The 23,530-nt window shown below is 66.5% G+C and carries 18 protein-coding genes and 1 tRNA gene; 12 read left to right on the forward strand and 7 right to left on the reverse strand.

Translation table 11 applies throughout. The annotated features are described in order from the left end of the window. Positions 1-3: 3 nt before the first annotated feature. Positions 4-222, forward strand: a complete 219-nt coding sequence (locus tag ASG67_RS11190; protein ID WP_056529862.1) for a hypothetical protein — start codon at positions 4-6, stop codon at positions 220-222. On the opposite strand, the gene ASG67_RS11195 is transcribed toward ASG67_RS11190, so the two are convergent. Next, positions 219-1,250: a lactonase family protein gene (locus ASG67_RS11195; protein ID WP_156460769.1), complete on the reverse strand. Its 1,032-nt coding sequence runs from the start codon at positions 1,248-1,250 to the stop codon at positions 219-221. The two genes, ASG67_RS11190 and ASG67_RS11195, sit on opposite strands and share 4 nt — an antisense overlap. Before the next feature lie 89 nt (positions 1,251-1,339). Between ASG67_RS11195 and ASG67_RS11200 the strand changes: the two genes are divergently transcribed. After that, a complete protein-coding gene (locus tag ASG67_RS11200; RefSeq protein ID WP_056529869.1) occupies positions 1,340-2,443 on the forward strand; it encodes an alpha/beta fold hydrolase in 1,104 nt (367 codons plus the stop codon). 51 nt (positions 2,444-2,494) lie between these two features. Then, entirely contained in the window at positions 2,495-3,352 is an 858-nt protein-coding gene (locus ASG67_RS11205) for a hydroxypyruvate isomerase family protein (RefSeq protein ID WP_056529872.1), read from the forward strand. A gap of 200 nt (positions 3,353-3,552) precedes the next feature. Here ASG67_RS11205 and ASG67_RS11210 read toward each other — a convergent pair. Beyond that, positions 3,553-3,639, reverse strand: a tRNA-Leu gene (locus tag ASG67_RS11210). A 99-nt stretch (positions 3,640-3,738) separates the two neighbouring features. Here ASG67_RS11210 and ASG67_RS11215 point away from each other — a divergent pair. The 5 genes from ASG67_RS11215 to gltB all read left to right on the forward strand — a co-directional run bounded on the left by ASG67_RS11215 (position 3,739) and on the right by gltB (position 12,091). After that, positions 3,739-4,674: a complex I NDUFA9 subunit family protein gene (locus tag ASG67_RS11215; protein WP_056530557.1), complete on the forward strand. Its 936-nt coding sequence runs from the start codon at positions 3,739-3,741 to the stop codon at positions 4,672-4,674. A 28-nt stretch (positions 4,675-4,702) separates the two neighbouring features. Further along, entirely contained in the window at positions 4,703-5,503 is an 801-nt protein-coding gene (locus ASG67_RS11220; protein ID WP_056529875.1) for an undecaprenyl-diphosphate phosphatase, read from the forward strand. Positions 5,504-5,652: 149 nt separating this feature from the next. Continuing rightward, positions 5,653-7,098 carry an NAD(P)-dependent oxidoreductase gene (locus tag ASG67_RS11225; protein WP_056529878.1) on the forward strand — a complete coding sequence of 482 codons (1,446 nt, stop codon included), beginning with the start codon at positions 5,653-5,655 and terminating at the stop codon, positions 7,096-7,098. Between the two features lie 32 nt (positions 7,099-7,130). After that, positions 7,131-7,583: a hypothetical protein gene (locus ASG67_RS11230; protein ID WP_156460770.1), complete on the forward strand. Its 453-nt coding sequence runs from the start codon at positions 7,131-7,133 to the stop codon at positions 7,581-7,583. After that, positions 7,580-12,091 carry a glutamate synthase large subunit gene (gene gltB / locus ASG67_RS11235; protein ID WP_056529884.1) on the forward strand — a complete coding sequence of 1,504 codons (4,512 nt, stop codon included), beginning with the start codon at positions 7,580-7,582 and terminating at the stop codon, positions 12,089-12,091. Before ASG67_RS11230 ends, gltB begins: the two co-directional genes overlap by 4 nt. Before the next feature lie 73 nt (positions 12,092-12,164). Here the strand turns inward: gltB and ASG67_RS11240 are convergent, their stop codons facing one another. After that, positions 12,165-12,755 (reverse strand): zinc dependent phospholipase C family protein, encoded by a 591-nt coding sequence (locus tag ASG67_RS11240; RefSeq protein WP_056529888.1) that lies wholly within the window; start codon positions 12,753-12,755, stop codon positions 12,165-12,167. 221 nt (positions 12,756-12,976) lie between these two features. Between ASG67_RS11240 and ASG67_RS11245 the strand changes: the two genes are divergently transcribed. Both ASG67_RS11245 and ASG67_RS11250 read left to right on the forward strand, forming a co-directional pair. Continuing rightward, positions 12,977-13,648 (forward strand): glutathione S-transferase family protein, encoded by a 672-nt coding sequence (locus ASG67_RS11245; RefSeq protein WP_056530559.1) that lies wholly within the window; start codon positions 12,977-12,979, stop codon positions 13,646-13,648. After that, a complete protein-coding gene (locus ASG67_RS11250) occupies positions 13,648-13,986 on the forward strand; it encodes a tRNA-binding protein (RefSeq protein ID WP_056529891.1) in 339 nt (112 codons plus the stop codon). The genes ASG67_RS11245 and ASG67_RS11250 overlap by 1 nt, the downstream gene beginning before the upstream one ends. A 7-nt stretch (positions 13,987-13,993) precedes the next feature. Here the strand turns inward: ASG67_RS11250 and pepN are convergent, their stop codons facing one another. After that, positions 13,994-16,591, reverse strand: a complete 2,598-nt coding sequence (gene pepN, locus ASG67_RS11255) for an aminopeptidase N (protein ID WP_056529894.1) — start codon at positions 16,589-16,591, stop codon at positions 13,994-13,996. A gap of 94 nt (positions 16,592-16,685) precedes the next feature. On the opposite strand from pepN, the gene ASG67_RS11260 reads away from it, so the two are divergent. Both ASG67_RS11260 and ASG67_RS11265 read left to right on the forward strand, forming a co-directional pair. Continuing rightward, positions 16,686-18,365 (forward strand): M28 family peptidase, encoded by a 1,680-nt coding sequence (locus ASG67_RS11260; RefSeq protein ID WP_056530561.1) that lies wholly within the window; start codon positions 16,686-16,688, stop codon positions 18,363-18,365. After that, the gene (locus ASG67_RS11265) at positions 18,365-19,204 is read left to right on the forward strand and encodes a hypothetical protein (RefSeq protein ID WP_056529898.1); all 840 of its coding nucleotides are present in this window, start codon (positions 18,365-18,367) and stop codon (positions 19,202-19,204) included. Before ASG67_RS11260 ends, ASG67_RS11265 begins: the two co-directional genes overlap by 1 nt. On the opposite strand, the gene ASG67_RS11270 is transcribed toward ASG67_RS11265, so the two are convergent. From ASG67_RS11270 to ASG67_RS11280, 3 genes are all read right to left on the reverse strand, one after another. Beyond that, a complete protein-coding gene (locus ASG67_RS11270; protein ID WP_056529901.1) occupies positions 19,114-20,052 on the reverse strand; it encodes a DMT family transporter in 939 nt (312 codons plus the stop codon). The genes ASG67_RS11265 and ASG67_RS11270 overlap by 91 nt on opposite strands. Further along, entirely contained in the window at positions 20,049-21,050 is a 1,002-nt protein-coding gene (locus ASG67_RS11275; protein WP_056529904.1) for a threonine aldolase family protein, read from the reverse strand. Before ASG67_RS11275 ends, ASG67_RS11270 begins: the two co-directional genes overlap by 4 nt. Positions 21,051-21,312: 262 nt before the next feature. Continuing rightward, positions 21,313-23,418 carry a transglycosylase domain-containing protein gene (locus tag ASG67_RS11280; protein ID WP_056529907.1) on the reverse strand — a complete coding sequence of 702 codons (2,106 nt, stop codon included), beginning with the start codon at positions 23,416-23,418 and terminating at the stop codon, positions 21,313-21,315. Positions 23,419-23,530 lie beyond the last annotated feature (112 nt).

The following is a 23,530-nucleotide window of genomic DNA, read 5'->3' on the forward strand; positions in this document are numbered from 1 at the left end:
CATATGCGTTTCGTACAGATCGATATTCTGCCATCGGGCAAAGCGCTGGTCGACATCGACAAGCTGTCCCACGCCGTCCCGCAGGACGGTGGCAGCCGGCTGTTCCTCGGTGCCCAGCACCTCGACGTCCCCCATACGCTGGCGGAACTGGAGAATGTGCTCGCCGGCCGCGATCGCGACGATGCCGGCGAACGCAGCATGGCCGGCTTCAGCATGGGTTAAACGCGAAAGGCGAACGCGGCGCCGGGGATCGGCAACGACACCCCCGTCGGCCCCAGCCGGCCATCCGCCGCGATCGTCAGCATCGTCAGCGTGCCATCCCGCTCGTTCGCCACCACGATCAGCCGATGATCCTCGATCAGCAGGAAAAACCGCGGCGACGCCCCGCCCACCGGGACATGCTGGATCGGCGTCGGCATCCCGTCCGCGTCCAGCGCGAAGACGGTGATGCTGTCATGCCCGCGGTTCGACACGTAAAGGCGCGTGCCCGCTCGATCGACCGCGACATGCGCGACGGCGCTTTCCCCGACCCATCCGTCCGGCAACGTCGATACTGTCCGCCGCTCGTGAAAGGCACCCTCTGCGGCGGCCAGCACCGTCAGGCTGTTCGCCAGTTCGCTGGCCAGATAGGCGATGCCCCCGATCCGGGGATGGATCGCCAGATGGCGTGGTCCGGCACCCGGCGCCGCTGCGAAGGCGATCGCCGGTGGACCCATCACGCCCTGCCGATCGATCGGAAACGCCAGCACCTGATCGGTGCCGAGGTCGGTCTGGTACAGCCACCGGCCATCCGCGCCGAAGCCGACCCAATGCGCGTGCGGCCCCTCCTGCCGCTGGGCATTCGGTCCCGACCCCCGATGGACATGGGTTTGCACGTCACCGATCGGCAAACCGTCGCGCACGTTCAGCCGGAACAGCGACACGCTCCCGCTTCCGTAATTCGCCACCGCGAGCAAGGTCTGATCGTCGTTCAGCGCCAGATGGCACGGCGCCGTCCCGCGCGCATCGATGGTCGTTATCCGGACCCATCCGCGACCATCATGAGAGAAGACGCCGATCGTCCCCGCATGTTCGTCGATGATATAATGCAGGCCATGGCGCGACGCATGGACCCCGAACGACGCATTGGGCGCGTCGGCGAACGCATCTCCCACCACCCATGCGCCATCGATCAGACGCACGTCATACAATCCGCGCCCGCCGACATCCGACCACGTGCCGACGACAAGATGCAGGGCGGTTTCAATCATGGCATCGCCCATAGACGCTGATGACGTCGGGTTGAATCATCATTGCATGACGGCTTGGCGGCACGCCCGATCCGGCGCAGACTGCGGCGATGCTGTCTTTCCTGTTGTTCATGCTCGCCCAAGCGGCCCCAGCGCCCGCCCAGACGCCGCCGCTGACCGCCGCGACCTCGCCCGCGCCGCCCGCGGCCCGGTGGCCCACCCGCGACGGCCGCTACGATATCCGCGACTTCCGCTTCCGCTCGGGCGAGACGATGCCCGACCTGCGCATCGGCTACACCATGCTGGGGCAGCCGCATCGCGATGCACGTGGTGAGATCGACAATGCGGTGATGGTCCTCCACGGCACCGGCGGCACCGGCCGCCAATTCCTCAGCCCGCAGTTCGCCGACGAACTGTACGGCCCCGGCCAGCCGCTCGATATTCGCCGCTACTGGATCATCCTGCCCGACGGTATCGGTCACGGACAATCGTCGAAGCCCTCTGACGGCCTCCACATGCGCTTCCCGCATTATGATTATGACGACATGGTCGATGCGCAGTATCGGCTGCTGCGTGACGGACTGGGCATCCGCCGGATGCAGCTCATCATGGGCACGTCGATGGGCTGCATGCACGGTCTGGTCTGGGGCGAGACGCATCCCGATTTCGTCCGCGCATTGATGCCGCTGGCCTGCGAGCCGGTCGAGATCGCCGGGCTGAACCGCATGTGGCGGCAACTGGCGATCGACGGGATCAAGGCTGATCCCGCCTGGGCCGGCGGCGAGTATCGCACACCGCCCGTGCAGGGCCTGCGCACCGCCGCCAGCCTGTTGTTCGTCGCGGGTGCCGCGCCGCTCTATTTCCAGGCGCAGTATCCCACCCGCGACGCCGCCGCCGCCTTCGCGCAACAACGCGTCGCCACCTCGATCGCGCAGACCGATGCCAACGACCTGATCTATCAGATCGAGGCTTCGCGTACCTATTCACCCTGGGCGCGGCTAGAGGCGATCACGACGCCGACGATGTGGATCAATTCCGCCGACGACTTCATCAACCCGCGCCAGCTCGACCTGCCACAGCGCGCCGTCGCTCGCATGAAAGACGCGCGGTTCCGGCAGATACCGGAGAGCGATGATACGCGCGGCCACGGCACCCACACCGCCGCCCGGTTCTGGAAACAGGATCTGGTCGATCTGCTGCAGCGGACGAAATAAGGCGTAAGCGGCGGCGCTTGCCGTGATCGACGGTTCCGGTATCGTGGCGTCATGCTTACACGACGCCAGCTCATCGGTTCTTCCCTCTCCCTCGCTGCCGTGCCCTTGGCGGGCAAGACGGCGTTCGCCGCGACGCCGCCAGCCAAGGCAGGGCGGCTGAAGCAGTCGGTCAGCCGCTGGTGTTACGAGAAGATTCCGCTCGACGATCTGTGCGCCTTCGCGGCGAAGATCGGCCTGCAAGGCATCGATCTGCTGCAACCGGCCGATTACGATGTGCCGCGCCGGCACGGCCTGCGCTGCACGATGGGTTATGCGGCCGATAACATGACGATCGCCAACGGATTGAACCGGGTCGAAAATCACGCCGCCATCGAAAAGGCGTTCCGCGTCGGCATTCCGCAGGCGGCCCGATCGTCGGTGCCGAACGTGATCGCCTTTTCCGGCAACCGCCGTGGCCTGTCCGATGAACAGGGTGCCGCGAACACCATCGCCGGCCTCAACCGCGTCAAGAAGATTGCCGAGGACAACGGCGTCACCATCTGCGTCGAGCTGCTCAACAGCAAGGTGAACCACCCCGATTACATGGCCGATCACACCGCCTGGGGCGCGCGGGTGATGGAGGCGGTCAACTCACCGCGCGTGAAGCTGCTGTACGACATCTATCATATGCAGATCATGGAGGGCGACCTGCTCGATACGGTCCGTCAGAACCTGAAATGGATCGGCCATTTCCACACCGGTGGCGTCCCCGGCCGGCACGAACTGAACGACACGCAGGAAGTGAACTGGCACGGCGTCGCCGCGGGAATCGCCGATATGGGTTTCACCGGCTATTTTGCGCATGAGTTCGTGCCGACGGGCGATCCGCTGCCCGCTCTCGCGCAGGCGGTACGAATCTGCACCGTCTGACGTGACAGACCTCCAATGCAGAATTAAATTCTACGTCGTCAGGCGAATGATGGCTTGTTGAAGGCAAGCACCCATCAAATGCGTGTTGCCCGCCAATTGGGTGACGCACATAGAATATGCCATGTTGTTCATCTGTTTGACGAAATGCCGGGGGATCGTCTTTCCAACGATCCCCCGCATTTCAACGCTCCGAAAAGCGATGGTGCCCAGAAGAGGACTCGAACCTCCACGACCTTGCGATCGCCAGCACCTGAAGCTGGTGCGTCTACCAATTCCGCCATCTGGGCACGGGGTAGGCCGGCGCCTCTAGTGGACGTGACGGAGCCTTGTCAACAGCGCTCGTGACGGCCAAAGGCATTTCCATGGCCGCATCGGGATACGAAGACATGAACAACAAGCTGGTGACGCTGATCGGCGGCGGTGGTTTCGTCGGGCGTTATGCCGTGCGGGCGCTGCTGGCTGCCGGTGCGCGGGTACGCATCGCCCAGCGGGACCCGCGCCATGCGTGGTTCCTGAAGACGCAGGGCAATCTGGGTCAGACCCAGTTCGTCGCCGCCGATGTGATCCGACCCGATACCATCGCGCGGGCGGTGGCCGGCGCGGACGTGGTCGTGAACCTGGTCGGGGTGCTGGCCGGCGCGGTCGATCGCATCCATGTCGATGGCGCCCGCACCGTGGCGGAGGCCGCGGCGCAGGCCGGTGCGGGGACGCTGGTGCATGTGTCCGCGATCGGCGCCGATGCCGCCAGCAAGTCCGCCTATGGCCGCAGCAAGGGCGAGGGGGAGGCTGCGGTGCGCGCCGCCTTCGCCCAGGCGACGATCCTGCGCCCGTCGATCGTGTTCGGTCGCGAGGACCAGTTCGTCAATCGCTTCGCCGGCATGATCGCCGCCAGCCCCATCGTGCCCGTCCTGCGGGCGCCGGTGCGGTTCCAGCCGGTGTTCGCGGGTGATGTCGGCGCGGCGATCGCGGCGGCGGCGGGTGATCCCGGTCGCTTCGGCGGCCGGACGTTCGCGCTCGGCGGTCCCGATATCCTGTCGATGGGCGAACTGATCCGCTTCATCGCCGATGCCGTCGGCCGCTCGCCGACGATCCTGGAACTGCCGGATGCGATCGGATCGATGCTGGCATCGCTGCCCGGCGGGCCGATCACGCGCGACCAGTGGCTGATGTTGCAGCAGGACAATATCGTCGGCACCGAAACCGACGGGCTGGATGCGCTTGGCATCGCCGCCACGCCGCTGGCCGCGGTCGCCCCCGACTGGCTGGTCCGTTTCCGCCGGCAGGGCCGGTTCGGTCGTCGTTCGGTGGAACAGGCCGCCTGATCCCTTCTTTTCGTCCGGAGCGACGCCCTTGAACGACTATCTCGTCGCCATCCTCCTCGGCATCGTCGAGGGGGTCACCGAATTCCTGCCCGTTTCCTCCACCGGCCATCTGGTCCTCGCCACCGACCTGATGGGGTATGACGCGTCGCGCTGGGCGGTCTTCAACATCGCGATCCAGCCGGGCGCGATCCTGGCGATCGTCGTGCTGTACTGGCGGACCTTCATGGCGGTGTTGACCGGCCTGCTGAAGCGCGAGCCGAATTCGATCGCGTTCGTGCGCAACCTGTTGATCGCGTTCGTCCCCGCCGTCGTGCTGGGGCTGGCGTTCAACAATCAGATCGAGGCGTTGCTGGAAAACGCGATCGTCGTGGCATGGGCGCTGATCGTCGGCGGCGTCGCGATCCTGATCGTCGAGCGATTGGCGAAGACGCACGCCGTGGGCGGCATCGCCGGCGTGTCCGCCGTCCAGTCGGCGAAGATCGGCGTCGTCCAGTGTCTGGCGATGATTCCGGGCGTCAGCCGTTCCGGCGCCACCATCATGGGTGCGATGTCGCTGGGCATCGATCGGCGCACGGCGGCGGAATTCAGCTTCTTCCTCGCGCTGCCGACGCTGACCGGCGCGACGGTGCTGCAGATGGTGAAGCATCGCGACGCCATCACCAGCGGCAGCCTCGGCCTGATCGCCATCGGGTTCGTGGTGTCGTTCATCGTCGCATTGGCCGTGGTGAAGGGCTTTATGGCGGTGGTCACCCGGCACGGCTTCGCGCCATTCGCGTGGTACCGAATCGTCGCCGGCACAGCCGCGCTGTTCTTTCTCTATACCCACTAGAACCGGATCGGACTTTTATTGGTACGATCCGTTCGCGCTTTTTCGAAATAATTCGCGAACGGCGCATTTATAGGTAAGTACGTCTTACTTGTTATAGGTTTCGGTCGTCGGTAGAGCCGCTGGAGTAATTTTCCGAGCGGAGACGCCGTATGGCCGACAACCCGATGCTGAAATTCGTCGATCAGGATCAGGCCTATCCGGCCAAGCGCGATGCCGATCTGCGCGCCGCCGACTTTCGTGAGATCGCAGATCGCTATGCGGCACCCGCCGCCGAGGATCAGGCGTCGCGCTGCTCGCAATGCGGCGTGCCCTATTGCTCGGTGCACTGCCCGCTGCACAATCACATCCCCGACTGGCTGCGCCTGACCGCCGAAGGGCGGCTGCGCGAGGCGTACGAGCTGTCCAACAGCACCTCGACCATGCCCGAAATCTGCGGCCGCATCTGCCCGCAGGACCGGCTGTGCGAAGGCAATTGCGTAATCGAGTTTTCCGGCCACGGCGCGGTGACGATCGGCTCGGTCGAGAAGTTCATCACCGACACCGCCTGGGCGGAGGGTTGGGTCGAGCCGGTCGTCGTCGGCCCGTCGCGCGGCCAGTCGGTCGGCGTGATCGGGGCCGGACCGGCGGGGCTTAGCGCCGCCGAATATCTGCGCGGCCATGGTTACGACGTCCACGTCTATGACCGGCATGATCGCGCCGGTGGCCTGCTGACCTATGGCATCCCCGGCTTCAAGCTGGAAAAGCCCGTCGTCATGCGCCGCATCGATCGGCTCGCCGCGGCGGGGATCGAGTTTCATTACGGCTTCGCGGTCGGCGAGGATGCGACGCTGGACGAGTTGCGCCAACGCCACGATTCGATCCTGATCGCGACCGGCGTGTACAAGGCGCGGCAGGTCGAGGTGCCGGGTAACGGCGCATCCGGCGTCGTTGCCGCGCTCGACTATCTCACCGCCTCCAACCGCAAGGGCTTCGGCGACGCCGTCCCCGCGTTCGACGACGGCTCGCTCGATGCAGAGGGCAAGAACGTCATCGTCATCGGTGGCGGCGATACCGCGATGGACTGCGTTCGCACCGCGATCCGCCAGGGCGCGACCTCGGTGAAGTGCCTCTATCGCCGCGACCGCGCCAATATGCCGGGCAGCCAGCGCGAAGTCGCCAATGCCGAGGAAGAGGGCGCCGAATTCGTCTGGCTCTCCGCCCCGCTCGGCTTCGCCGGCGACAACGACACGGTGTCGCAGGTCCGCGCCAGCCGCATGCGTCTCGGCGCCCCCGACGCCAGCGGCCGCCGCGCGCCGGAAGTCGATCCCGGTGCAGAACTGTCGTTGGAGGCCGATCTGGTCATCAAGGCGCTCGGTTTCGATGCCGAGGATCTGCCGACGCTGTGGGGCGCACCCGAACTGGGTGTCAGCCGCTGGGGTACCGTGCTGGTCGACGGCAAGACGCTGATGACCAGCCTCGACGGCGTGTTCGCGGCGGGCGACATCGTCCGCGGCGCCTCGCTGGTCGTATGGGCGATCCGCGACGGCCGCGATGTGGCCGCCAGCATGCACAAATGGCTGAAAGCGAAGGCGAAGGCCGCAAAGGTCGCCGCTTAATGTTCCGGTCGTCCTCGTTTGCAATGCTCGCGATGTTTCTCGCCGCAGCGGCGACGGCGCAATCGCCTGCGCCGCACGAAACGGACGCAGCGATCACGATCGCGCAGGCGATGGCACCGCGCGAGCAACTACGCGGCCTCATCCTCGCGACACTATCCCGTGCGACGACCGCGGCAATGATCGAAGGCAAGCTCGGCCGCGAAGCGACCTCTAAATTGTTCGCGACCGAGACGGCGGGGGCAGTCGATCGCCACGGCGACGAGTGGGCCGATCTGCTCGCCGCTGCCTACCGCGATACCTTGACGCCCGTGGAGTTGGCCACCGCGCAGGCGGCGTTTCGGTCCGGCGATCGGACTGCGATGGCGCCGCTGATGCAACGGGTCGGTCCGGTCATGCAAGAACGAGCAACGCCGCTCCTGAACAAGGCAGTCACAGAGGTGCTGGCCGCCGCTTACGAGAAAATGGGTAAGGAAACCGCCAGATGACCACTCCCCAGCACGCCTATCTCGCCGAACACGGCATGTACCGTCCGGACTATGAGGGCGATGCCTGCGGCGTCGGCCTTGTCGCTGCCACCGATGGCCGGCCCTCGCGCCGGGTCGTGCAGTCGGCGATCGATGCGCTGAAGGCGGTGTGGCATCGCGGCGCGGTCGACGCCGATGGCAAGACCGGCGATGGCGCCGGTATCCATCTCGACCTGCCGCTGCGCTTCTTCGACGACGCCATCGCCGCATCCGGCCACAAGGTCCGGCCGAACCGGCTCGCCGTTGGCCAGATCTTCCTGCCGCGCACCGATCTGAGCGCGCAGGAGGATTGCCGCACAATCGTCGAATCCGCGATCATCGAGGCGGGTTACACCATCTATGGCTGGCGTCAGGTTCCGGTCGACGTTTCGGTCATCGGCCAGAAGGCGCAGGCGACCCGGCCCGAGATCGAACAGATCATGATCGCCGGGCCATTGCCCGACGAACAAGACGTCGCCGAGTTCGAGAAGAACCTCTATCTCGTCCGCCGCCGCATCGAAAAGCGCGTCATCGCCGCGCAGATCCAGGGCTTCTACATCTGTTCGCTGTCGGCGCGCTCGATCGTGTACAAGGGCCTGTTCCTGGCTGAGAGCCTGTCGGTCTTCTACCCCGACCTTCAGGATCAGCGGTTCGAAAGCCGTGTCGCGATCTTCCACCAGCGGTATTCGACCAACACCTTCCCGCAATGGTGGCTGGCGCAGCCGTTCCGGTGCCTCGCGCACAACGGCGAGATCAACACGATCCGCGGCAACAAGAATTGGATGCTCAGTCACGAGATCCGCATGGCCGGCATCGCGTTTGGCGACAATTCGGAGGACATCAAACCGGTAATCCCCGCTGGCGCGTCCGACACCGCCGCGCTGGACGCCGTGTTCGAGGCGATCTGCCGCTCCGGTCGCGACGCGCCGACCGCCAAGCTGATGCTGGTGCCCGAGGCGCTCGACGAACGCGGCGACACGCCCGAAAGCCACGCGGCGATGTACCGCTATCTCGCCTCCGTGATGGAGCCGTGGGACGGCCCCGCCGCACTGGCGATGACCGACGGCCGCTGGGCGGTCGCGGGCATGGATCGCAATGCGCTGCGCCCGCTGCGTTACACCCGCACCAATGACGGTCTGCTGATCGTCGGCTCGGAAAGCGGCATGGTCGTCGTCCCCGAATCGACCATCATCGCCAAGGGGCGGCTGGGGCCGGGCCAGATGATTGCCGTCGATCTCGACGAAGGGATCGTGCTGGAAGACCGCGCGGTGAAGGACCGGATCGCGGGCGAACAGGATTATGCCGCGATGACCGGCGAATTCCTGACGCTGGCCGATCTGCCGCCCACCACCGTCGACGCGCTGCGCTTCCCGCGCCCCGAACTCGCGCGCCGTCAGGTCGCCGCCGGCCAGACGCTGGAGGACATGGAGCTGATCCTGTCGCCGATGGTCGAGGGTGGGAAGGAAGCGATCGGATCGATGGGCGACGATACGCCGCTCGCCGTCATTTCCGACAAGCCGCGCCTCATCAGCCAGTTCTTCCGCCAGAACTTCTCGCAGGTCACCAACCCGCCGATCGATTCCCTGCGCGAACGCCATGTGATGTCGCTGAAGACGCGGTTCGGCAACCTCGCCAACATCCTCGACGTCCGCGACCAGCGTGAACGCGTGCTGGTGCTCGACTCACCCGTGCTCACCGGCGCGCACTGGGAGAGGCTGAAGACCCATTTCGGCCGTTCCGCCGCCGAAATCGACTGCACGTTCGAGGTCGATGGCGGCCCCGAACGGCTGCGCGCGGCGATCCAGCGCATTCGCAACCAGGCCGAACAGGCGGTCCGCGAAGGTCGCTCCGAATTGTTCCTGACCGATGAGCACGTCTCCGAAGACCGCGTCGCCATCGCCGGCGTGCTGGCGGCGGCGGCAGTCCATACGCATCTCGTCCGCCGTGGCCTGCGCTCCTATGCGTCGATCAACGTGCGCAGCTCGGAATGTCTCGACACGCATTATTACGCGGTCCTGATCGGCGTCGGTGCCACGACGGTGAACGCCTATCTCGCCGAAGCGGCGATCGCCGATCGCCATGCGCGCGGCCTGTTCGGCAGCCTGACGATCGAGGAATGCCTGACCCGTCACCGCGTCGCGGTGGAGGAGGGGCTGCTCAAGATCATCTCGAAGATGGGCATCGCGGTCATCTCGTCGTACCGCGGCGGCTATAATTTTGAGGCGGTCGGCCTGTCCCGCGCGCTGGTGAACGACCTGTTCCCCGGCATGCCCGCCAAGATCTCCGGCGAAGGCTACACGTCGCTGCACCTGTCGGCGATGATGCGCCATGAAGCGGCGTTCGACAGCGCGGTCGCCACCCTGCCGATCGGCGGTTTCTATCGCCAGCGCGCGGATGGCGAGACGCACGCCTATTCGGCGCAGCTGATGCACCTGCTGCAAACCGCGGTCGCGACCGACAGCTATTCCAGCTACCTGCAATTCTCGCGCGGGGTCAGCGATCTGCCGCCGGTGTATTTGCGCGATCTGCTGCAATTCAACTTCCCTTCAGAGGGCGTCGCGATCGATCAGGTCGAGGCGATCACCGAAATCCGCAAGCGTTTCGTCACCCCCGGCATGTCGCTCGGCGCGCTGTCGCCGGAGGCGCACGAGACGCTGGCGATCGCGATGAACCGCATCGGCGCCAAGGCGGTGTCGGGTGAGGGCGGCGAGGACACGATCCGCTTCAAACCCTATGCCAATGGCGACAACGGCAATTCGGGCGTCAAACAGATCGCGTCGGGCCGCTTCGGCGTCACCGCCGAATATCTCGGCGCGTGCGAGGAGATCGAGATCAAGGTCGCACAGGGCGCCAAGCCCGGCGAGGGCGGCCAACTCCCTGGTTTCAAGGTGACGGAGTTCATCGCCAAGTTGCGCCACGCAACTCCCGGCGTCACGCTCATCAGCCCGCCGCCGCATCACGACATCTATTCGATCGAGGATCTCGCCCAGCTCATCTACGACTGCAAGCAGATCAACCCGCGCGCCCGCGTCTGCGTGAAGCTCGTCAGCTCGGCGGGCATCGGCACCGTCGCGGCGGGCGTGGCGAAGGCGCATGCCGACGTCATCCTTGTCTCCGGCCATGTCGGCGGCACCGGCGCGTCCCCGCAGACGTCGATCAAATATGCCGGCACCCCGTGGGAAATGGGCCTGTCGGAGGTCAATCAAACGCTGACGCTGAACGGTTTGCGCGGTCGCATCCGCCTGCGTGCGGATGGCGGGCTGAAGACCGGTCGCGACATCGTGATCGCCGCCATTCTCGGCGCCGAGGAATATGGCATCGGCACGCTGTCGCTGGTGGCGATGGGCTGCATCATGGTGCGCCAGTGCCATAGCAACACCTGCCCGGTCGGCGTCTGCGTGCAGGACGAGCGCCTGCGCGCCAAGTTCACCGGCACGCCCGAAAAGGTCATCAACCTGATGACCTTCATCGCCGAGGAAGTCCGCGACATCCTCGCGCGGCTCGGCGTCAAATCGCTGGACGACGTGATCGGCCGCACCGAACTGCTCCGTCAGGTCAGCCGCGGTGCCGAACATCTCGACGATCTCGATCTGAACCCGATCCTCGCCAAGGTCGATGCCAGCGACGCCGAACGCCGCTTCAGCCTCGACACGTGGCGCAACGAAGTACCCGACAGCCTCGATGCGCAGATCATCAAGGATGCCGCCGCCGTGTTCAGTCGCGGCGAAAAGATGCAGTTGACCTATTCGGTGCGCAACACCCACCGCGCGGTCGGCACGCGCCTGTCGTCCGAGATCACCAGCAAGTTCGGTATGTCCACACTCGCCGATGGTCATGTCACCATCCGCCTGCGCGGCTCCGCCGGCCAGTCGCTCGGCGCGTTCCTGTGCAAGGGGATCACGCTGGAGGTGTTCGGCGATTCCAATGATTATGTCGGCAAGGGTCTGTCCGGCGGCGTCATCGTCGTGCGGCCGGCGGTGTCGTCACCGCTTGCCAGCCAGGACAACACGATCATCGGCAACACCGTGCTGTACGGCGCGACCAGCGGCCGGCTGTTCGCGGCGGGGCAGGCGGGTGAGCGCTTCGCGGTCCGCAACTCCGGCGCGCAGGTCGTGGTCGAGGGCTGCGGCGCGAACGGCTGCGAATATATGACCGGCGGCGTCGCGGTGGTGCTGGGCAAGGTCGGTGCCAATTTCGGTGCCGGCATGACCGGCGGCATGGCCTTCATCTACGATCCCGACGGTGAGTTCCATCGTCGCGCCAATCCGGAAAACATCACCTGGCGCCGGCTCGGCTCGGCCCATTGGGAGGGCGTGCTGCGCGACCTGATCGCGGCGCACGCCAAGTACACCGACAGCCGCTGGTCGAAGGGATTGCTCGACGATTGGGAGCGTGTCGCCGGCGATTTCTGGCAGGTCGTGCCAAAGGAAATGCTCACCCGCCTTGCCCACCCGCTGGACGACGAGATCGAGCAGATCGCGGCGGAATAAATCCTCCCCGGCACGGGGAGGTGGCAGTCCGCAGGACTGACGGTGGGGGATCGCCCAGCACGCTGACCAGGGTTTAGCTGCGGGCGATCGCCCGCCGCCGCACCAGCGCCCACCCCGTGCCGCCATACACCAGCAACGCCGGCCACCCGCCATCGGTGACGAACAGATACGCCACCCCGATCACCGCCACGACGATCAGGATCGCCAGCGTCATGCCCGTGCTCGCCATCCGCCGCACCAGCAGCGCGCCGATCGCCAGCGCCGCGACCGCATTCACCGCCAGCCACGCCCATGATCCGTTGCGCCCGATCGATCCGACCCCCGGCAGCTTCACCGTCGCGAACCCGCGCATGCCGTTGGGAAACACATCCGCCGACAGATGCAGCCCGATCCCCAGCGCCAGCCCCGCCGCCACCGGCCGCCACCGCGGCGACCAGAGCGCGATCAGTACCGGCAACACGCCATGCGTCAGGCCGCTGCGATGCCCCAGCCCCAGCGTCATATCCAGATCGGGCAACGTCGTCCCCGCCAGCGCCGCCATCGGCACCGCGCATAACGCCAGCGGCGGCCAACGGTCCGCCAAGGCGACCAAAGTGATCGCGGCGAAGAGAAACAACAGGGCATCCACGCCGGGTGCGCTACCGACATTTTCGTCGAAACGCACGCCGTCCTCGCTGTCCTACAACATCGGCCGGTGATAGAAGGTTCGGAAGACGCCTCGACCGTTCTTTCTCATCGTCGCAGGTCACGCCAATAGGGCCGGTTTAGGCATCACCTTAGCCTACTTTCCGCTGGCCCCGGCCACGGTGCGCCATGCCGTCCGACCGGTAATAAGCCCGGTTGCTGCCCTTCCGCCGGCGCGCCCGGACGGCTAACGTCGTGAACATGTGGCAGCTGTATCAATTCCCGATTTGTCCCTTCAGCCGCAAGGTGCGCCTGCTGCTGGGCGAAAAGGGTGTCGGTTACGAACTCGTCCGCGAATCGCCTTGGGTCCGGCGGGATGAATTTGTCGATATGAACCCCGCCGCGCAGACGCCGGTGATGGTCGATCCGGCTCGCAACACGCTGCTGATCGATTCGACGGCGATCTGCGAGTATTTCGAGGAGACGGTCGAAAAGGCGGCGATGATCAACGGCACCGCCGCCAACCGCGCCGAGATTCGCCGGCTGGTGACGTGGTTCGACACGCATTTCTATCGCGACGTCACCGGGCCGCTGCTCCACGAACGCATGGTCAAGCGCATCGCCCAGCGCGCCACGCCGGATGCCCGTGCGCTGCGTGAGGCGATGAAGGCGGCGGTCGGGCATCTCGACTACACCGACTATCTGCTCGACCACCGCCAATGGCTGGGCGGCGCCACGATGAGCCTGGCCGACCTGACCGCCGCCGCGCAGATTTCGGTCGCCGACTATCTCGGTGGGATCGACTGGAAGGGTCACGATCAGACCGCTCGCTGGTATCGCGGGCTGAAAAGCCGGCCCACCTTCCGCCCGCTCCTGTCCGAACGGATGGAGATGATCGGGCCGCCCGCGCACTACGATAATCTGGATTTCTGATGGACGTGATCGGTTACGACGACTTCCTGAGGGTCGACATCCGCGTCGGCACGATCGTCGCCGCCGAGCCTTTTCCGGAAGCGCGCAAGCCCGCGATCAAGCTGACCATCGACTTCGGCGCCGAGATCGGCCGCAAGCGTTCATCGGCCCAGATCACCGAGCATTACACGCCCGACACACTGGTCGGGCGTCAGGTCGCGGCGGTGGTCAACTTTCCGTCGCGCCAGATCGGTCCGATGATGTCCGAGGTGCTGACGCTCGGCTTTCCCGATGCGGACGGCAAGGTCGTGCTGATCGGCCCCAGCCAGCCGGTGCCCGACGGCGGCCGGCTGTTCTGACGACCGCCTAGGCCTCCAGGCTTTTCGACGCCTGCTCGAACAGGTCACGTGACAGGCCGGGGGTGGCGACGATCCGCTCCAGTTCCGCCCGCATCAACCGCGCGCGACCCTGATCGAACCGGCGCCAGCGGCCGAGCGGCGGCAACAGCTTGGCCGCGGTCTGCGGGTTCAACTGGTCGAGTGCGATCAACTGATCGGCCAGGAAGCGATAACCGGCCCCGTCCGCCTGATGGAACGCCCGTTGATTGACGCCGAACGCGCCGATCAGGCTGCGCGCCCGGTTGGGGTTCGCCAGCGAGAAGTCGGTATGCGCCGCCAGCCGCGTCACCACCGCCGCGGTATCGTCGCGCGTCGCCAGCGCCTGTGTCTGGAACCACTTGTCCAGCACCAGCGCGTTGTCGGCATAACGCGCATAGAACAGGTCGAGCGCCGCCTGCCGCTCCTCCGCGTCACCATTGACCAGAGTGGTCAGCGCGGCCTGCCGGTCGGTCATATTGTCCGCCGCCTCGAACTGCGCGAAAGCCAGGGCCGCGACATCGGCGGCATCGGTCGCGGCCAGGTAGCCGAGCGCCACGTTGCGCAGCCGCCGCTTGCCCTTTTCGCCCGGTGAATAGACATACGGCACTGTCGGTGTCCGGTCATAGGCGAGCCGCCAACGATCCTGCAGCTTCATGCCGATGTCGCGGCGCAATGCCTCTCGCGCCCGGAAGATGGCATCCGGATCGACCAGCGCCAACTGGTCGCCGACGAACGCGTCGGACGGCATCAGCACCGCCTCCGCGACAAAGGCGGCATCGAGATCGGGGTCGTCCAGCGTATGCGCGACGGCGGCGATCACCGCATCGTGATCAGCCTGCCCCTCGATCGCGCCGGCGACCAGCGTGTCGAGCATCAGTTGCTGCATCGCCTCGTACCGGGCGAAGGGATCGTCATCATGCGCGCTGAGAAAGGCAAGGTCGGCAGCGCTGCGGTCGCTCTCTACGATCACGGGGGCGGAAAAGCCGCGGTTGATCGATAACACCGGTCGCTCGGTCACGCTCTCGAACACCAGGGTCTCGTCGGCATCGCTGAGCAGGATCAGGCGCTCGTCGGTCAGCGGCCGCGCGGTTTCCGCCCCGAACAGCCGTACTTTCAACGGCAGCACCATCGGCCGCTTGGTCGATTGACCGGGCGTCGGCGGCACCCGCTGCGCCAGCCGCAACGTCGCGCGACCACCGCCGGCGACATGGTCGATGCTGGCCGACACGCGCGGCGTGCCTGCCTGGCCGTACCACAGGCGGAACTGCGACAGGTCGGCACCGCTTGCCTCCTCCATGCAGGCGACGAAATCCTCGCAGGTAGCGGCCGTGCCGTCGAACCGGTCGAAATACAGGTCGGTGGCCGCGCGGAACGCGGTGGCGCCGAGGATCGTCGCCATCATCCGGATCAGCTCGGCACCCTTGTTATAGATGGTGGCGGTGTAGAAGTTGCTGATCTCCTGATACGCATCGGGTCGTACCGGGTGCGACAGCGGGCCGGCATCCTCGGGGAACTGGGCGGCGCGGAGTGAGCGGACATCCTCGATCCGCTTCACCGCGGCCGATCCCTGATCGGCGGAGAAGCCCTGATCGCGATAGACGGTGAAGCCTTCCTTCAGCGACAGCTGGAACCAGTCCCGGCAGGTGATGCGGTTGCCCGACCAGTTGTGGAAATACTCGTGTGCGACGACCGCGGCGATGCCGTCATAATCATGGTCGGTCGCGGTATCGGCATCGGCGAGGATGTAGCGGCTGTTGAAGATATTCAGCCCCTTGTTCTCCATCGCGCCGAAGTTAAAATCGTCCACCGCGACGATGTTAAACACGTCGAGATCATATTCGCGGCCATAGACGCGCTCGTCCCACGCCATCGACAGCTTCAGCGCATGGAGCGCATGATCGGTCTTGGCGAGATCGGCGGCACGGACCCAGATACCGAGCGCGACTTCGCGCCCCGACCGGGTGATGAAGGTGCCGCGGTTGACGGCGAGATCGCCCCCGACCAGCGCGAACAGATAGGATGGTTTAGGGAACGGATCATTCCATTCCGCCCAGTGCCGACCATCGTCCAGATCGCCCGTCGCGCCCGGATCGCCGTTTGCCAGCAGGACCGGATAGCGCACCTTGTCCGCCGTCATCCGCACGGCATAGCGGCTGAGGACATCGGGCCGATCGGGGAAATAGGTGATCCGGCGAAAGCCCTCCGCCTCGCACTGCGTGCACAGATTGCCGCCGCTGGCGTACAAGCCCATCAGCTGAGTGTTGCGATCGGGTGCGATCTCGACCTCGGTTTTGACACGGTGCTGCCCGCCGGTCAGCGGGATCACCAACTGCTCGCCTTCCAGCCGCCAGTCGGTGACCGCGACATCATCCACGGTCACCGACAGCGGGGGCTGGCCGGCGCCGTCGAGCCGCAGCGGTTCGCCATGATCGCCGTTGCGCGTCACCAACAAAGTCGCGTGGACGCGCGTCGCATGGGCATCCAGATCGAACACTAGCCGCGTCTCCGGCACCAGCCACGCCGGTGGCCGATAATCTTCGCGCAGGATGACGACCGGGGGCTGGGCGAGGCTGTGCTGGATATCCATCGCATCAATATAGACGACGATGGCGGGCGTTCCACCGGCTTCGCGCGTTGGGTGCGTCGTGATAGCAGCGCCCGGAGAATCAATGACCTTGTCGATGTATCGTTTCCCGGCCGCGCTGGTGGCGTTGGCGTCGTCCACCGCCCTGATCGCCCAGACGGCTTTGCCCGTCACGGTACCGGTCAAGCCGAATGCGGCGACGACGAATGCCCGACTGAATGCGCCGTTGCCCGCCGATCAGGCAGCGATGAAGGCGCATGTGATGCTCCTGGCGTCCGACGCGATGAAGGGGCGCGAGGCGGGCAGCGCCGAATATGACATCGCTGCGCAATATGTCGCCGCGCAATTCTATGCCGCGGGCCTGCGACCGGCGGGCGATGCCGGCGGCTATCTGCAACAGGTGCCGCTCGTGGAGTACAAGGCGGCGGACAAGGGCAGCTTCGTATGGACGCCGCGGGGCGGTGAACCGCGGACGCTGGCGTTTGGCACCGATGTCATACCCGCCCCCGACCCGGCGCGCGCGGAGACCATCGTCTCGGCACCCGTGGTGTTCGTCGGCGATGGCATCGACGCGCCGCAATATGCGCATGACAGCTATAAGGGCGGCGATGTGCGTGGCCGCATCGTCGCTTTCTTCCGCGGCGCGCCCAGTCGCTTCGCCGGCGAGGAGCGTGCGTTTTTCGGGTCGACCGATACCAAGCTGCGGATCGCAGCCGCGCATGGTGCGGTTGGTGCCATCGAACTGGCCGCACCGTCCACGACCGCAGACGGCATGACGCGGATGGCGGATTCCTATGACCGCGGCCGCACCAACTGGGCGACGCCGGCCGGCTTCGCCAATACGGGTACGCCGAAGACGCCGCTGCTCGGCACGCTTTCACCGACGGCCGCCACGCGAATGTTCGCCGGCGCCGGCACGTCATGGGCCAATGTCGTCGCCGAGGCCGCCCGTGCCGAACCACGGTTGAAGGCCGTGTCGCTGCCGGGAACGCTCACCGTCGCGCTTCACACCAGCTTCACGCCGATGCCGAGCAGCAACGTCGTCGGCATCGTGCCGGGCAGCGATCCGGTGGTCGGCAAGGAAGTGGTCGTCCTGTCCGCGCATCTCGACCATATCGGTGTCGGGCGACCGGTGAACGGCGATGCGATCAACAACGGTGCACTCGACAATGCGATTGGCATCGCCAGCCTGATCGAGGAGGCCAAGCGCTTTACCGCCAGCGGCAAGCCGCCGCGCCGCACGGTCATGTTCCTGGCCGTGACGGCGGAGGAGAAGGGCCTGGTCGGAGCGGATTACTTCGCGCACCATCCCACCGTGCCCAAAAGCGCGATCGTCGCCGACGTGAACCTCGACATGCCGATGCTGCTCTATCCGTTCGAGGACATGATCGTGTTCGGCGCGGATCGATCGACGCTGGGGCCGATCGTGGCGCGGGCGGCAGCGACAGCGGGGACAACGATGTCGCCCGATCCCAACCCGGAACAGGGGTTCTTCGTCCGGTCCGACCATTTCCGGTTCGTGCAACAGGGCATTCCCTCGGTCTTCCTGTGGCCGGGGCAGAAGGGGCCGGGCAAGGCGGCGGTCGAGGGCTTCCTGTCGACCTGCTACCACCGCCCCTGCGACGACCTGGCCCTGCCGATCATGTGGGATCAGGGCGTCCGCTTCGTCGATGTGAACTATCGCATCGCGCGCGATATCGCCGATGGTGCCGAACGGCCGGTGTGGAACAAGGGCGATTATTTCGGCACGCTCTACAAGGGGGCGATGGCGCGCTGATGAGCAGGATGCTGATCTTCGGGCTCGGCTATAGCGCGGGCAGGTTGGGCGAGCGGCTGGCCGGCGAGGGCTGGCATGTGGTTGGTACGACGCGCGACGGTCGCGACGGCACGCTGCGGTTCGACGACCGCGAGGCGGTGCTGGCAGAGATCGCGGCGGCGACGCACATCCTGTCGTCGGTGCCGCCGGTGGCGGAGAGCGATCCGGTACTGATCCAGTACGGGTCAGTACTGGCCCGGAGCAGGGCTTGGTTGGGATATCTGTCGTCGACCGGCGTGTACGGCGATGCGGACGGGGCGTGGATCGACGAGACGGCGGCGACCGGCGGTGGCCGGCGGGCGGCACGGGCGCAGGCGGATGCGGACTGGCTGGCGATCGGCGCGCGGGTTTTCCGGTTGCCCGGCATCTATGGCCCAGGCCGGTCACCGCTCGACCGGGTCCGGGCCGGCGAGGCGCACCGGGTCGATGTGGCCGGGCAGGTGTTCAGCCGGGTGCATGTCGATGATATCGTCTCCGGGGTCATGGCCGGGTTCGACGGGCCGGCGGGGGCATATAATCTGGCCGACGATTGCCCGTGTTCGGCGAACGATGTGGTGACGTTTGCCGCTCGACTGATCGACTGCGCGCCGCCGCCGCTCGTATCGCTAGACGACCTGTCACCGATGGCGCGCGGTTTCTATGCCGAGAACCGGCGGGTGGCGAACGGCAAGGCGAAGCGGGTGCTGGGCTGGACGCCGCGCTGGCCCGATTACCGGTTGGGCCTGCGGGCGCTGAGCGCGATGACAAGGCCCAGCCCGGTCAGTGCGGCGCCGCCCGCCGCCAGCGTCGACCAGCGATAACCCTCGAACATCGTCGACAACAGCATGGCGATGACGGGCACGATGACGCTGGAATAGGCCGCCTTGGCCGGGCCGATCACCCGCAGCACCTGAAAATACAGCGGAAAGGCGAGGGCGGAGGCGAACAGCCCCAGATAAAGGATGCCGGCGACATAACCCCAGCGCGCCTCGAACACCGGCGGTCCCGCCAGCCACCACGCCGCCCCGGCATCGAGCGCGGCGCCGACCAGCATCGCGATCGTCAGCGTCGATGCCATCGGATAGCGTTTGGCGGTGGCGCTCGCCTGCATCACGTTGGCGGTGGAGGCGGACAGGATCGCCGCCAGCGTCCAGCCGATCCCGACCAGCGAGGCGGTCGGCCCCAGCGGATCGGATCGCGCCTCGTGCAGGAACAGGAGAGCGATCCCGGCCATTGCGACGGCGGAACCCAATACCAGTTGTCGGCCCATCTTCTGGCCCAGGAAGACGCGAGCCAATATCGCGTTGGGCACCAGCAGCATCGCAAAGGTGACGGCGACGAGGCCGGAGGTAATGAACCCCTCCGCCCGGTAGACGAAGTTGAAGTTGAGCGAGAATTGCAGCACGCCCAGCGCCGCGGCGAACGCAAGGCCGCGGGCATCGAAGCGGAAACTGTCGCGGCGGACCAGCGCCCAGATGCCCATCGCGATGGCGGCGACGAGGAAGCGATAGGTTACCGACCAACTGGGCGGCACGACGCTGATCTGGTCGCGGATGACGATCCAGGTCGATCCCCAGATCAGCGTCACGATCCCGAACGGGATCAGGATCGAGGCGCGGGTCGATTGCGGAGCCGTGCCGGCGAAATCGCCGTTGGGCGTGGCGCTCACAACGTCCGGATCGCATCGGCGAGCGGACGGATGGCATCCGCGCGCTGGTTCCACGAGATCACGAGCCGCGCCTCGCCCGGGCCCCAGTCGTAAAAGTCAAACCCCTTCGCCCGGAGTGCGGCCGCCTCGTCGGGCGTGACGCGCAGGAACACTTCGTTCGCCTCGACCGGATGGACGAGCCGGCCGCCGGCGGCGTCGGCGAGCAACGTGGCGCCGGCATTGGCGGCGTGGCCGTTGTCGAGCCACAGGTCGTCGTCGGTCATCGCCAGGATCTGCGCGGCGAGGTAGCGGCCCTTCGACAGCAGCAACCCGGCGCGCTTGCGACGGCGCAGCGTTGCGGCGGTGAGGCTGGTGTCGAAGAAGATCAGCGCCTCGGCACTCATCCCGCCGTTCTTGACGAAGCCGAATGATAGCGCCTCGACCCCGGCGCGCCATGTGACGTCGGCGGCCGAACAGCCGGCGCTGGCGACCGCGTTGGCGAAGCGGGCGCCGTCCATGTGGAAGCGCCAGCCGCGGGTGCGGCAGAGATCGCCGATCGCGGCGACCTCGTCCGGTCGATAGACCAAGCCGTATTCGGTGGCGTTGGTGATCGAGACGGCGTGCGGCTGGACGCGGTGGACGTCGTCGGCGATCGCATCGGCGACGGTGGCGATGCCCGTCGGGGTCAGCTTGGCGCCGTCGCCGTCGGCCAGCATCAGCTTGGCGCCGTGGGTGTAGAATTCGGGGGCGCCGCCCTCGTCGTTCTGGATATGCGCGTCGCGGTGGCAGATTACGCCGCCATAGGGCGGGCACAGCGCCGCGAGCGCCAGACAGTTCGCCGCCGTGCCGGTCGGCACCCATAATGCGCGCACCTCCGTCTCGAACAGGTCGGACAGGCGGCCATCGAGCTGTTTGGACCAGCGATCGCCATCATAGGCGGTGTCGAGCTGATCGACCTCGGCCAGGGCAGCGAAGACGCGCGGATGGACGGGGGCGGCGTTGTCGGAAAAGAAGCGCATGCCGGGCGCTGTGGAAAGATGTGCCCGCCACGTCAATGTTGCTGACGTGAAAGCAGCGGAAAGTCGCTAAAGTCACACCTGCGCTCGCGTGCGGGGGCGTGCGTGGGCGGAATTATACCGGGCCGGTGCTGGGAAAGAGCGATGGGTTGAGGCGTATCAGCGGTTTGGTGTGTAGGACATAGGCGATCGTTTTGAGCGCCGCCCCTAACCCTTATAGCGCTTGGCGCCTCCCTCCCTCTCCCGGTGGGAGAGGGAAAGATCGTCAGAACTCGTCCTGTGGTTCGTCCGGGGGGCGACGGTCGTCGCGGGGTGGGGGCCCGGGGTCGCGATCACGATCACGATCTCGGTCGCGGCGGGGGCCGACGGAGATCGAGCCGTCGTCACCCTGCCGGATTTCGAGGCCGAGCCCCTCCAACTGGCCGGCGGCGGCGTCGAGCGCATCGGCGCCGATGTCGCCGAGATCGTTACCGATCCCCTCTACCGCGTTGCCGTCGAAGACGGGTTCCGGTTCGGCCACGACGGGCGGGGCAACGCCGAGCGCATTCTGCATGAAATCGCGCCAGATGCGCGCCGGCACGCCGCCGCCGTGGAGGCCGGGATTGGGGCTGTTGTTGTCGTTGCCAACCCACACGCCGACGACCAGATCGCCGGCAAAGCCGATGAACCACGCGTCGCGGCTGTCCTGCGAGGTGCCGGTCTTGCCCCAGGCATCGATGCTGAGCACCGCTTCGCGACCCGTGCCGCGGATCGAGGAGGACAGGAGTTGCAGCATCTGGGCGCGGACATTTTCCGGCAACGCCCGGCTGCGCCCCGCCAGCGAGGCATACCAGCTACGGTCGGCGACCTCGTCAACGCCGCGCGGCTGCACCGGATAGCGGCCGTTGGCGATCGCGGCATAGGCGGCGGTCAGTTCGATCAGCGATACCTCTGACGTGCCGAGGCCGATCGTCGCCTCGTTGGCGATCGGGGTGGAGATGCCGAGATCGCGCGCGGCCTGTATGACGTTGCGCACGCCGACCTCCTGCGTCAGCCGCGCGGCGACGACGTTGGACGAACGGGCGAAGGCGCGGCGCAGCGTGATCGGCCCCAGATAGCGATTGTCGTCGTTGCGCGGTTTCCAGCCGGCGATCTCGACCGGCGAATCGTCCATCACGGTGTCCGGCGTCATGCCGGCGCGCAGCGCGGCGAGATAGACGAACAGCTTGAACGTCGATCCCGGCTGACGGCGGGCTTGGGTCGCGCGGTTGAACGGGCTCTTGCCGTAATCGCGACCGCCGACCATCGCGACGACGCGGCCATCGGGATGCATCGCGACCAGCGCCGACTGTGCCTGACGCAGGCCGGCGCCGCGGATCGCGCGTTCGGCGGCATTCTGAAGACGGGGATCGAGGGTTGTGCGGACGGTCGCCTCGGTCTTCACCTCGCCGGCACGGTCGCGGGCCTGGGGCAGGACCCAGTCGGCAAAATAGGTGCCGCTCGGCAATTGCTGCGGCCGGGAGGCCAGCACGCGCTGTGGTTGCACGGCATCCGCCTCTCGCTTGGTCAGGAAGCCGGCATCCTCCATCGCGGCAACGACGACGGCCTGACGCGCGCGGGCGCCCTTCAGGTTGACGGTGGGGGCGAGGCGGGAAGGCGCCTTGACCAGCCCGGCGAGCATCGCCGCCTGACCGACGCTCAACGTTTGCGGCGTGCGGCCGAAATAATGCTTCGCGGCGGCGGAGATTCCATAGACGTTGTCGCCGAAATAGACGTTCGACAGATAGCGCGAGAAAATCTCGTCCTTCGTCAGCCATGCCTCCAGCCAGAACGCGATCATCGCCTCGCGCAGCTTGCGCGTGGCGGTGCGATCCGAATCGAGGAAGGCGTTCTTGGCCAACTGTTGCGTGATCGTGCTGCCGCCCTGACGGACGCCGCCCGAGCCGAGATTGGCCCATGCGGCGCGAGCGATGCCGCGCGGATCGATGCCCCAGTGCGAATAGAAGCGCCGGTCCTCGATCGCCATGAACGCCTCGCGCACATGCGGTGGCAGGGTGGCGGCATCGACCGGCGTGCCGATGATCGCGCCGCGCCGGGCGATCGGCGTGCCGTTGTCGGCGGTCAGCGTAATCGACGGCGGCGTCGGCGGCTTCAGCGAGCGCGACAGCGGCGCGGTGATCGCCAGCCACGCGATGGCGATGACGAGCAGGACGATGCCGGCGGCGAATCCGCGCACCAGCCAGCGGCCGATCCAGCGATAGGATCGGGGTTGCGGCGGATCGGGTTCGAATCGGTCACGCCACGGATCGACGCCGGCATAGGTGTAGGGGCGTTCGGTATCATGATCGGTCCGGGGCCGGGGGCGATCGGGATCGAAGGGGTCGGGGCGCATCGGTGAGTTCCAGGACACGAGCGCTGTTATACGTGCCTAAAACACCTCGCGCAACGATCCCGTCATACCGGGATGCGAATGCCGATGCGAGCCCCCTGTTCTTTTGGATCAA

The organism is Sphingomonas sp. Leaf339, assembly GCF_001426195.1.
Lineage (GTDB): Bacteria > Pseudomonadota > Alphaproteobacteria > Sphingomonadales > Sphingomonadaceae > Sphingomonas.